Source organism: Pontixanthobacter gangjinensis (assembly GCF_009827545.1).
In the GTDB taxonomy this organism is placed as follows: Bacteria; Pseudomonadota; Alphaproteobacteria; order Sphingomonadales; family Sphingomonadaceae; genus Pontixanthobacter; species Pontixanthobacter gangjinensis.
Genome location: NZ_WTYS01000001.1, coordinates 655797 through 667443, shown reverse-complemented (window position 1 = coordinate 667443; position 11647 = coordinate 655797). Strand labels below are relative to the sequence as shown.

General features: G+C 55.6%; 10 protein-coding genes and 1 pseudogene. 1 reads left to right on the top strand and 10 read right to left on the bottom strand.

Going from position 1 to position 11647, the window contains the following annotated elements:
- Positions 1-4: 4 nt before the first annotated feature.
- The 6 genes and pseudogenes from GRI36_RS03170 to GRI36_RS03150 all read right to left on the bottom strand — a co-directional run bounded on the left by GRI36_RS03170 (position 5) and on the right by GRI36_RS03150 (position 5620).
- Positions 5-1471 (bottom strand): SGNH/GDSL hydrolase family protein, encoded by a 1467-nt coding sequence (locus tag GRI36_RS03170; protein WP_160597153.1) that lies wholly within the window; start codon positions 1469-1471, stop codon positions 5-7.
- Positions 1471-1821 carry a hypothetical protein gene (locus GRI36_RS03165; protein WP_160597152.1) on the bottom strand — a complete coding sequence of 117 codons (351 nt, stop codon included), beginning with the start codon at positions 1819-1821 and terminating at the stop codon, positions 1471-1473. Before GRI36_RS03165 ends, GRI36_RS03170 begins: the two co-directional genes overlap by 1 nt.
- A gap of 36 nt (positions 1822-1857) precedes the next feature.
- A complete protein-coding gene (locus GRI36_RS13815) occupies positions 1858-2556 on the bottom strand; it encodes a glycosyltransferase (protein WP_235902143.1) in 699 nt (232 codons plus the stop codon).
- A gap of 42 nt (positions 2557-2598) precedes the next feature.
- Positions 2599-3108: pseudogene (locus GRI36_RS14080) on the bottom strand (glycosyltransferase); the annotation flags it as partial.
- Entirely contained in the window at positions 3105-4400 is a 1296-nt protein-coding gene (locus GRI36_RS03155) for a hypothetical protein (protein WP_160597150.1), read from the bottom strand. The gene GRI36_RS03155 and the pseudogene GRI36_RS14080, both read right to left, overlap by 4 nt.
- Complete coding sequence (locus GRI36_RS03150; RefSeq protein WP_202392106.1) at positions 4397-5620, bottom strand: WcaI family glycosyltransferase; 1224 nt, start codon at positions 5618-5620, stop codon at positions 4397-4399. Before GRI36_RS03150 ends, GRI36_RS03155 begins: the two co-directional genes overlap by 4 nt.
- Before the next feature lie 176 nt (positions 5621-5796).
- On the opposite strand from GRI36_RS03150, the gene GRI36_RS03145 reads away from it, so the two are divergent.
- Positions 5797-6027 (top strand): hypothetical protein, encoded by a 231-nt coding sequence (locus GRI36_RS03145; RefSeq protein ID WP_160597149.1) that lies wholly within the window; start codon positions 5797-5799, stop codon positions 6025-6027.
- A gap of 33 nt (positions 6028-6060) precedes the next feature.
- On the opposite strand, the gene GRI36_RS03140 is transcribed toward GRI36_RS03145, so the two are convergent.
- From GRI36_RS03140 to leuS, 4 genes are all read right to left on the bottom strand, one after another.
- On the bottom strand, positions 6061-7455 hold the full coding sequence (locus GRI36_RS03140; RefSeq protein ID WP_160597148.1) for an exopolysaccharide biosynthesis polyprenyl glycosylphosphotransferase: 1395 nt from the start codon (positions 7453-7455) through the stop codon (positions 6061-6063).
- A 115-nt stretch (positions 7456-7570) separates the two neighbouring features.
- The gene (gene holA, locus GRI36_RS03135) at positions 7571-8602 is read right to left on the bottom strand and encodes a DNA polymerase III subunit delta (RefSeq protein WP_160597147.1); all 1032 of its coding nucleotides are present in this window, start codon (positions 8600-8602) and stop codon (positions 7571-7573) included.
- A complete protein-coding gene (gene lptE / locus GRI36_RS03130; RefSeq protein WP_160597146.1) occupies positions 8599-9102 on the bottom strand; it encodes an LPS assembly lipoprotein LptE in 504 nt (167 codons plus the stop codon). The genes holA and lptE overlap by 4 nt, the downstream gene beginning before the upstream one ends.
- The gene (gene leuS, locus GRI36_RS03125) at positions 9099-11636 is read right to left on the bottom strand and encodes a leucine--tRNA ligase (protein WP_160597145.1); all 2538 of its coding nucleotides are present in this window, start codon (positions 11634-11636) and stop codon (positions 9099-9101) included. The genes lptE and leuS overlap by 4 nt, the downstream gene beginning before the upstream one ends.
- Positions 11637-11647: the final 11 nt, after the last annotated feature.

Here is an 11647-nt window from a genome sequence, read left to right as displayed (position 1 = left end):
ATTTTTATTCGCGCCCGATGGTAGCCAAATGCCGTTTAAGCAATGCCGCATTGGCTTGACCAAGCGCCAGATTGCCGGCGGCAGATGGATGGTATCCGTCGGACCCGACATAGAGGTTCGAATTGCCCCATGCGGACGGGGAGAGTTGGCTACCTTGTCCGGTGAGATAACTTGGCGCGACCTCGCGAACAGGTTCACCTGCCGCATGGGCATATTTGAACATGCCATCAAACCCGTAGATTATCCGCCCGCCCGACAAGCCTGTGACCGTGATAGCCACCCGTTCGCGCGTTGCCCCGCTACCGATTTCAACAGTCGAACCGATGCGCAGATTGGTAGCGGGAGTGGCGCTTGAGGTGTTGACCCTGAAACCGGATTGGCCAGCCAGAATATTTGGCGCGCCGCCATTTCCTGGGCGGCCCTGAGCCACTGCGTCCATCAACGATGCGTCATTGCCCACTGAGTCACCTGAGAATTCATGGGGCAATTCTAGCGTGCTCATCCAGGCACCGCCGCCATCAAGAAAGCCCTGCTTGGCGGCATCATAGACCAGCAAATTGTTGGCTACCCAATATTCCACCCCGAACGGAGTGTTCATACCGCCGGCAATGACAGCATCGGGTAACGCGCTGCGTAGCTGGCTGATGAGAGATTTCACCGCCGCATACATCGTGGCCGGGGTTTGGGCGAGATCGTTGACGCTTCCGTGCAGAAAGACGACTTCGGGGCGATAGGCGATAACATCGGGTGCCAGCCGTTCCTGCCAATTGAGCGCCAATCCATTGCCATTATTAACATAACCCGTGCCGCCAACGGCAGAGGTCCAGACATCGTCCCAGCCAAGCGATTCGGCGAACCAATTGGTCCAACCGGCGGCATCCGCTTCTGTGAAACTGTCGCCGATGCAGATGGTTCGGGGGCCTCTTACGGGCGCGGCGTAAATAGTATCTGACACAGCCGTCCAAACCCCGGCAAATGCGGCTTTATAGGTTATCAGGTCAAAGCGGCGTAATTTGCGTGTACCCAGATCAATCCGCGAGTAAGTTTGTCCCGCGTCTATCCGGGGCGTGAGCGACACATATTCGCCATCAATCTTGAGCAAATAACCGCGATCGTTGTTCTGGAAATGCAGTTCGAGGCTAGCACCCTCATGGTAGAATGAGAATTGCTGGCCGGATGGGACGCGGGTGCCGTTTGGTTCAGTGGAAACTGTCGGGGCAGGTTTGAACCCCAAAGTCGGTGCAGCGGTATCCGGCAGGCCGCGGCAGAATGTAAAATGCCCGCCCTGTACATTGGAGGCGAGCGGATAGGCGTTACTTCCACTTCCGGCAAACCATGCCCTGAGTAGAGAGGGCGTAGACCCGACAATGATTTGAGGTGGGGCGGCCATTACGACGGGCCAATCGTTACCTTCGGAGACAGGCCAAGTCTTCTTCGCCTTGTGCGCGCGCGGCATGTGCAGGCCAAGCATCAGCTAAGCACCCAAGCGTTGAATGTGGCAGTCGAACCGACCGACACCGTGCTGCGAACAGCAAAAGGCAACAACGTGACCCCAGCCGAGTACGTCAGCGGCAATTGCGAACCATCAGAAAGTTCGAGCATAATGGTGCCCGCCGCAGAACAATCCACCAAGACTGCGAGGCCCGGCTCAACTGCATTGTCGGGAGTTAACGCTCGAACGGAGCCGAGCGGCTGAACGGCACAGGGGATGGGGTTTCCCAAGGAGACGGGAATCGCATCGCTTCCAGGCGAACCGGTGGCAAGGGCGGTTAGCGGGACGTATCGTGCCGGGTGGCGAATTTGGAGATTGTTATCTGACATAGAGGTTCCTTTCTATGCCATCAATAACCATTTAGGTTATTTGTAGGAAAGTGTTTTATCCAATTTACCCACTTCACTTGCTGCCGTTCTCAACTTGCTGGCGTCCTCGAAAATTCGGGCCAAGAGCGCCGCAGTTTTTGCAATATCAAATTTAGCCTCGAACAGGTCTTTGCACCGCGCACCCATCACTTTTCGTTCGGCCGTACCCAGCTCCGAAAATGCAAGGAGCGCAGCAGCCGCTCCGTCCTGATTGTCGGCGCAGATTAGCCCAGCTTGAGCATCCGCGACTTCCTGATGAATGTTGACCTGATCCGAAATGATCACCGGTCGGCCACAACCAAGGGATTCGGCGACGACGACTCCGAAATTTTCCTGATGCGACGTCAGGGCCATCGCTTCACATCCATATAGAGCGCCCCATTTAGCCTCGCCGGTAAGCATGCCGGGAAAATGAATTCGCGCCTCAGAGCCTGATTCTTTCGCAAGAGCTTGCAGCTCCCGTGCATATTGCGGATTACCCGGTCCGGCCATTACCAGATCAAAATCCACCTTGTCGGCCACCGCGCCGTAGCCATTGAGCAAGACTTCGCAGCCTTTCTTCTCATGAAGCCGGCTGAGAAACAGAATATAAGGACGACCTGCCAGTTCTGGCACTGCGCCGCGAAAAGCCTGAGCCATTTTTTCTGTTTTAGATGGAGGAAGGCTCGTTCCAAACCCGACAAGCTGCTCGCGCATACGCCACGGCGCCCACCAATGCGACCAGGTCTCCCTCGCCAAGTCGCGTTCGGTCGCGCTTGTAAATGCGACCGCCTCCGCCTGCCGCAGCAAAGGCCCCTCGTTGAAAGACCAGAGCAAGCTTTTGGCGAAATGCTTGAGCGGATAGCGTGCCTTAAACCACGGATCGAGCATACCGTGCGGGAACACGACATAGGGCACATCCTGCTTGGCTAAACCCAACCGTGCCCCGCGCGTCGCGTAATTCCACAAGCCATCAACGACGATTGCATCATAATCCGCCGCATACTGCTGTAACCACCGAACCGCCTTTGGCGACCGGCGAGCCCAACGGCGCAATTTGGCCCACGGCATAGAGCCGCCGGGCTGGACAGACCCCATTGCATGAACAGGCACAGGAGATTCCAGGACAGCGGGCGACCCCGGCAAATCAAGCGTTAACAATTCTTGTGAGTGCCCCATCGCCCGAAAGGTATCCCCAAGCTTGAATACACCCTCAATGACCCCGCCCTCTGCTCGGTCGCAACTCGCAACTACGTGTAGAATTTTCATCCCAACGATCGACCCTTGAGTGCGTCATTCACAAAGCTTGGCGAGCGGATGACCCACATCAGCACCACAATCTGATAGGCTGCAATAAACCGTTCGGTAGCTCCAAAAGGAGAGAATGGGATCGCCCAAACCAGCCCAATCGAAAGATAAGCGACGAGCGGCAGGAGCGGCTCATTCCTGCCAAGCAATTGATAGATAGCAACGAATGGAAGGCCCAGGACATAGAGCCAGAACAGCGCTCCGAGCGCGCCAGCCTCCACCCATGCGCCAAGTACATAGCTATGTGTGGGGATCAGTTCGCGGGTCTGGAAATAATTATCATGGACCGGCAACCCCAATCGTAGACGCATCGACCGATAGAGTTCGACGTATCGGCGGTCCTTGGCCCAGCTGCCATGGCCAATTACCGGCGAATCTCCGATTGCCTTGACCGAAATAAGGCTTTCCGAGCGGCCACCGAAGATGAGCGGAACATCGCCGGCCGTTTGCTCGGCATATTTTGCCCGCGCTTCGGCGCCCAGCCCGCCCGATTCTGCGAGGCTAGCATAGCCAGAGTTTACGAGCGACGCCCCTGCGGCGCCAACTAACAGCAGCAAGCCGAATGTCGGAGCGCGGATACTCCTTTGCAGCGCAGGCCACCGTTCCACCGCAAGCACCAGCCCGCAGATTCCGGCCGCCAACAGAATTGTGATGAAAGACGACCGCGCATTCTGGAACAATACAAATATCGCCAACGCTCCCAGCAAAGCAGGGCTAAGCGTTCGCAACAGCGGCCACCGCCTCCAGCCGACACAAATTAGGCCAATCACAAAAAACGCCGCAGCGCGGTCATATCCAAACTTCCACTCATACCCGGCAAACCGTTCAGACACGCCAAGGCCCCAAGAAATTGAGGAGCCAAGGGCAAAGGCTATGAGATAGCCGCGCCGGCGTGGCAGAAACAACCACAGCGCAGCAATCTGCACTCCGAAGAAGATAATTTTAGCCCAACCGCGCAGGAAATCTTCGGGTGCAGATTGGCGAAGGAGGTCTGTAATGATCAAACTCGCCAGCCACAGTCCCATCAAAATTAACAGCAAGCGCAGCTCGCCCAGTCGGGCCGCGAAATCCGGCGAGCGGATCATAAAAATTAGCAAGGCAACGCCCAGAATGTCGGTAAGATAAAGCTGCCCGATAAAGTCGATCATCACCAACTTGCTGAGTGGATAGAGAAACGCGAGAAGCATCCACGGATCAAATTCGACATCTGCCCGAGACCGTCGCTCTACCACTTGGGATGCAATTAAACTCACACTTCCTCCGGCATAGAAACGGCGTGTTCAAGCGCTAAAGCAAATCGTTCGAGCAGGACAGTACTCGTCCATCGTTCATGCGCTCGTTTCGCAGCTGCATCTCCTAAGGTTGCCCGCATTCCCGCATCCTTGGCTAATAGCTTGATAGCTTGTGCGAAGTGATGCGCATTGCCGGGCGGCGTAATTATCCCGCAGCCTTCAACCTCCTGCGCCAAACCGGTTCCGGCCTTTGCCGTAGCCACCACAGGCCTGCCTGACGCAAGCATATTGGCCAGCTTGGATGGAAGGACTAAATCCGCCGCGCCCTCAATTTGGGGCAGCAAATGGATATCAGCCATGCCCAACAGATCGTTAAGGCGTTCCCGTGGCATCAGATCTCGGACATGCAGGTTTGGCAAGTTACACGCAGCCTCTTCCAAAATTTTGCGCGCTGGACCAGCGCCACAGACGACTATATGCAGGCCGGGCTCCTCCGCCAGCACCTTTGCCGCCTCTCCTAACAAGCCGCATCCTTGCTTGAGAGCAAGATTGCCCGAATAGAGCGCAATAATCCCGGCTGGAAGGCTCAACTCCGCGCGGAGAGTTTCATGCCGCGACAGGCTAGGCTTTACCGACTCATCAGCCCAATTGCGCAGCTCCACTGTACGATTAGCGTCAGCACCTTTTCTCTTGGCTTTGAGGGCCATCATTGGCGATACTGAACTGACATGATCAAAACTGGAGAGCACCCATCTCTCAAACCGTTTTGCCAAGCTGGCAATTGGGCCGCGAGACAAAAGTCCGGTTGCAATCGCCGCTTCAACTTCAAAATCCTGAATATGTAACCAGCTGACAGCGCGGCGCTGTTGTGCAACCCGAAGCGCCACGGGCGCAGACAGCAATGCTGGTGCAATCGCCACAACAATATCCGCCGGACCGCTATTCTTCGCCGCGGAACGCGCATTTCGGGCGAAACTTAAATAATGGAGAATCCGTTTAACCCCAGACGGTCTTGACGGAATATAATGCGGGACACGGATAATTTTGACGCCGTTTTTTGTCTCTGATGAGCCCGCTGGATTGGCTCCTTCAGCCAGCCGCCAATCTGGGTAATAGGGGTTTCCAGCGATTACAGTCACCTCGTGGCCTCGCGCCGCAAGATACTGCGCCAACCCGGCAGTATATGGGCCGATCCCGATAGGTTCGGGTTCATAGTTCAGTCCCAAGATAAGTATTTGCAAAACAATCTTTCCAAAATTGACGTTTGGTGACTAGCAGATGGCGTCGATCAAATCACCAGCTTGCTCCAGCCTGACAGATTGCACTGGCCCGAATTTTGCCAGTTTCAGCGGCATTCGTAGACAAATATTGATTGCGATTAATGACGAATTCAAAAAAACGGTGTAAGAGGTGCGCTATGATTAAATCTTCGCTCGCTTTACTGGCGTCCATAACGCTCCTGTTTGCAAGCACTGCGGCGCACGCGGAAGTGCGCCCGACGCCGACCGCTTTCGCGATCATGATTAATGATGATTACGTCGAAGAAGAACCTGTTGGTTGGCTATGGGCCGGGGTTGGCGTGATGACCGCATTAGGTCTTTTGGTATTGTTGAGCGGTGGTGGAAATGGCGGCAACAGCCCTACTTGATTGGCAATTCCTTGCTCGTCAATACGCCGGAAATTAATACGCTCTATCGCTCCGCAGTACCGTTAAGGTTTTGACTACAATCATAAAATCGCGCCACAAGCTCCAAGACGCGATATATTCTAAATCAGACTTTAGCCTATCTGACAGGTCGCTTTCCAGCTCGGTCGTGCCGCGCTGACCACGTACTTGGGCAAGGCCAGTCAGGCCAGGCTTGAGCGTATGGCGATGCCAATAACGCCGCTCCACCTCCCAAAACAATTTTTCGCCAGCTTGCGAACCCAAGGCGTGCGGGCGCGGTCCTACTATCGACATTTCGCCGCGAAGCACGTTGATCAATTGAGGAAGCTCATCAATGCTCGTGCGCCGCAGAAATTTGCCGATTTTGGTAATTCGTCGATCGGTCCTGCTAGTCGAAACCGCGCCCGATTTGTCCTGTGCTACATCCCGCATAGTCCTAAGCTTCAACATGGAAAATTGATGGTTGCCGCGTCCTACTCGGTTCTGAATAAACAGAACCGGCCCTCGATCCTCTAACCTAATCATGATCGCGGCCATCAATAATATGGGCGAAGTTACCACCAGGCCAATCGCCGCGACCGTGATATCAAACATCCGCTTGAATACCCTGGCGCGCAAACCCAGTGGTCCAGTTGAGACGACCAAGCCTGCTCTGGATTGTTCCGGATATTGGGTAATACCCAAAATGGCGGTTTCGCTCTCGGTATCGCTAATAATCTCGCCATGCTTGCCCGACGCGCGGAGCATCTCAGACCAGTCCTCACGCTGATCAAAGGGACAGCTGACCAAAACTTTCTCTTGATGCCTTAGGCATTGCGCCAAGCGGTTGAGCATCTCGGGATCGTTTGGGTAGGCCCCAAGGCCAAATTTCTTTGCATCAATGTTCCGCGCATGGCCGATCTGTAACGAAGGGCCGCCAGCGTGAATGATCGCCAGATTCTGCGCTATTGGGCCCCACCTCCGTCGCAATATTCGCGCGCTCGATAGGCGGATCGATGTCAATATCAGGGCCGACAGAGTCAGGCCAATGGTAAAAGTGCCGCGAGAGAATGACGCGTTGAAGCGCGCATAGAATGCGAGAAAATTCAGCAACGCCGCCGCGACTATCACTGAAATGAGCACTTTCTTCGCTGCAAAGGCTCCGTCGGTAAGTCCGCGAATGGAATAGGCCCGATTGTAAAGCGCAATGGTGAGATAAAGCGGCAAGAATAGCCAAGCCTCGAGCAGCGCTTGCCGGTCCATCGCTGCACCGCGATAGGCCATGCCGGCGATGATGAAGGCAAGAACAATTGCGGCCACATCTGCAATTGTTAATGCGAGATAGGCACGCACCCGCTTACGCTCGAGCGAAGGCACGGTCGCGCTGGCGATTTGAGAGCCAGCGTCATCAAATTTTGCCGGTGCATTCATGTTCTCACCCAGCCATTGCAACCCGAGCAGGAGAGCCTGCTACATCAAGAAGCGATATGGCCTAGGTAGAATTGCTTATCAATTAACGCGCCGACTTATGACCTGTTTGATTCGGCTATTTCCGCGGGGCGGCAGCACGGGCTATTTCAGTCAGGCCCTGAGCGAGCAGCAATTCTGCAGATTGGCTATTCGACAGCAATGCCCGATGCAATTCGACAAGCTTGGCTAGCAATCGTTCGAGTTTCGGCCCCCGCCACTTGCGCAATTGAGTGGCGATATCGCGCTCATCCTTCCAGAATATCCTGCGCGCGCGTTTCTCGGCATCAATCGTAGATTTTATATCACCGCGCGGCCCGACTTTCGCGGAAATTTGCGCCAATTGTGCTGCGCGCCGTTCGAAAGCGAGCAGCAAACCAACGGGATTAATCGAAACTTCGTGCATCCTCTGCAATTCGGCCTGAAGCTTTTGAGTTTCACCGGATAGGACCGCATTGACCAAGGGCATGAAGCCATCATCCTCGGTCTTTGCGCCGATCGCTGCCAGCACATCGCCATCTGCGACGCGTGGTGACTGGGGAGACGAATCTAAGAAAAGTGCTATCTTCTCAATTTCCGACTGGGCCAGCCGCACATCCAACCCTGCTGCCCGCGCAATCCGCTCTGCGATGTCGCCGTTGAGCTGCAATCCGGCGCCATCGGCCAAGGTACGCACTGTTGCGGTGACCGCGCTTAAGTCGGGCGGCCAGAACATCGCGACCAGCGCATCGTCGCGCTTTTCTAGCAATTTGGCGGTGCGCGATTTATCTGTGGCTGAGGTTGCAACAATCAGGACAGGGCACGCCTCGCCCGAACCACTCAGCAGATTGGCCACCGCGTCATGCGCTTCATCGCCGCTCGCCCGGATTAGGATATGGCGGGTGGTACCGAACAACGAACCCGAACGCGCTTCATCGCCAAGGCTGACGGGGTCCTTCCTTAAAGCGGAGCCAGCCATTTCGACCCGCTCACCGGGATCATCCAACAAGGATATGATCCGGTTGGCAGCCGCTGAGGCCCCCGCTTCATCCGGCCCGCAAAAGAAGAACACGCGGCATTGCATCGCTGCGCGCTTCGCGCCGCTGGCAAAGTCCTTCTGCGTCGCCTTCACGATTGGCTGCGAAGCGTCAGCGAAAGTTGCGTAACAATCCGGCTGGCGACTTCGCGAGAGAGATTTTCTAGCGCGGTTTGCTCTGCCGCAATTGTCGCATATTCGCTGGAAACAACGTCAATTCCGGCATCAGATCCGGCGGTTGCATCGAGCAAAATTGAGCCATTGCTAATGTCGACCAATTGATATCGGGCACGCAGTATCCGGCGCTCGCGGCCAATCGTGTCATCGCCCAAAACGCCCAAACCTTCGAGCCGGTCATCAAGCCTGACATCGAGCCTGTATCTGGGATCGGTTGAAGGCACCGCGCCCAATTTGTCGCGCAGCGCATTACGGACCAGCCAGCCCGCTTGGCCCTCTATCGGAGCAACCTCGATCGCACCCAGGCCCTGCGCCACTGCGCCGCTATTTCCGCCCGCGTACATAGGTTGAAGGCCACATCCCGCAAGGGGGACTGAAAGCGACATAAGCGCGGTTAAGGCGAGCACAGAGCGGTTCATGTCACGATATTGACCAGCCTGTCGGGCACAACGATCATTTTGCGAACCTCCGCTCCATCAAGCGAACGCTGGACCTTCTCGCTGGCGAGTGCAAGCGCTTCGATCTGATCTTTGGGCAACCCCTTCGCGACCGTAATCGTATCGCGCAGTTTGCCCTTATGCTGAATCGCGATGGTAACTTCATCGTCAACCAGCAGTTCCAGATCAACTTCCGGCCAAGCGGCTTGGGCAATCAAACCTTCGCCACCGAGTCCGTGCCAAGCCTCTTCGGCCAGATGCGGCATCATGGGTGAGGCAAGCAACAGCACCGTCCGGATGGCCGCGTTGCGGTCGCCTGATGGTTCTGCCTTCTCGATTGCACCAGTAAGCTCGTAAAGGCGGGCCACCGCCTTGTTGAACGACAAAGCCTCAATATCGTCAGCAACTGCGGCGATAGTCTGGTGCGTTTTGCGCAGCAGCGCCTTGTCTTCGCCCGAGGCACTATCATCGAACTGCCCGAACAAACGCCAAAGGCGCTGAACAAATCGCCAACAACCTTCGATACCCGCTTCGGACCACGGCAGATCTCGTTCCGGGGGGCTGTCGGACAGCATAAACCAGCGCACCGCATCGGCGCCGTAATTGGCGATAATTTCATCAGGGTCGACGACGTTCTTCTTCGACTTCGACATTTTGATGACGCGGCCGATATCAACCGGCTCGCCATCCAATTTCAGAACAGCACTTTCGCCGCCGCGCTCGACCTCACCCGGGGTGAAGTAAGTTTCCCGACTGTCGCTGCCTTCTCGGCGAGAATAGGTTTCATGTGTCACCATACCTTGCGTGAACAGGCTGGCGAACGGCTCTTTCACCTCAAGCTGACCCATATGCGCGAGCGCACGGGTCCAGAACCGCGCATACAGCAAGTGCAAAATCGCATGTTCCACGCCGCCGATATATTGTTCAACCGGAAGCCATTTTGCGACTTCTTGTGCATCAAATGGCTTGTCATCCGGCTGGCTGGCGAAGCGCAGGAAATACCAGCTGGAATCGACAAAGGTGTCGAGCGTATCAGTTTCCCTTTCGGCCTCACCACCGCAAGTGGGACAGCGCACCTGCTTCCATAGCGGATGACGGACCAGCGGATTGCCCGGTGTCTTGAAATCGACATCTTCGGGCAAAGTTATGGGCAGGCTTTCCTTAGGTGCAGGCACCACGCCGCATTTCAGGCAATGGATAAAGGGGATTGGCGTCCCCCAGTAACGCTGGCGAGATACACCCCAATCGCGCAGCCGCCACACGGTCTTGCCTTCGCCCCGGCCTTCGGCTTCCAATTTGCGGATGATAGCCGTTTTGGCTTCATCCACAGTCATACCGTCATAATTATTCGAGTTGACCAGAACGCCGTCGCCAGCCTCTGCTTCGGTGAGCGGAGCATCTGTCTGCGCAGGATCGCTGGCAATCACTCTCGTAATCGGCAACCCATATTTCGTCGCAAAATCGAAATCGCGCTGGTCGTGTCCGGGAACACCCATCACTGCGCCGGTGCCGTAATCCATTAGCACAAAATTGGCTATGTAGACTGGCAACACAACATCAGGATCGAGCGGGTGCCGGGCGGTAATGCCGGTATCGAAACCGAGCTTCTCCGCCGTTTCCAATTCAGCAGCAGTGGTGCCGCCCGCTTTGCACAGCTCGATAAAGGCCTTAGCCTCGGCGCTACCTTGAGCGACAGTTTGAGCAATAGGATGGTCGGCGGCAACCGCTACAAAGCTCGCCCCGAAAATCGTGTCGGGACGGGTCGAGTAAACTTCAACTTTTTCGTCATTTGAAAGATCAAAGGCAAACTGCAGACCCTGAGATTTGCCGATCCAGTTTTCCTGCATCAATTTGACCTTGTCGGGCCAATTTTTGAGTTCACCCAAACCGTCAAGCAATTCATCAGCGAAATCAGTAATCTTGAGAAACCACTGACTCAGCTTGCGCTTTTCAACCACCGCACCGCTGCGCCAGCCTTTGCCGTCAATTACTTGCTCATTCGCGAGCACAGTGTTGTCGACTGGGTCCCAATTGACCTCGCTTTCCTTGCGATACACCAATCCGGCGTTGAACAAATCGATAAACAAGGCCTGTTCGTGACCATAATATTCGGGGTCACAAGTCGCGAATTCGCGGTTCCAGTCGAGCGCAAAGCCGATGCGCTTTAATTGGGCTTTCATGTTGGCGATATTGTCGCGTGTCCATCCGCCGGGATGCACACCCTTTTCCATCGCGGCATTTTCCGCGGGCATGCCAAAGGCGTCCCAGCCCATCGGATGAAGAACTTCGTGCCCGCGCATCTTCTTATAGCGCGCTAGAACATCGCCCATCGTGTAGTTGCGGACGTGCCCGATATGTATCCGCCCCGAGGGGTAGGGAAACATTTCAAGGACATAGCTTTTAGGCTTGTCGCTGCCGGAATCTGCTTCAAAACAGCGCGCTTCATCCCACGCCTTTTGCCAACGTGTGTCAGCCTGGCCCGGATCGAAACGGGCTTCGAAACGACTATCGCTCATATAAACCCTGT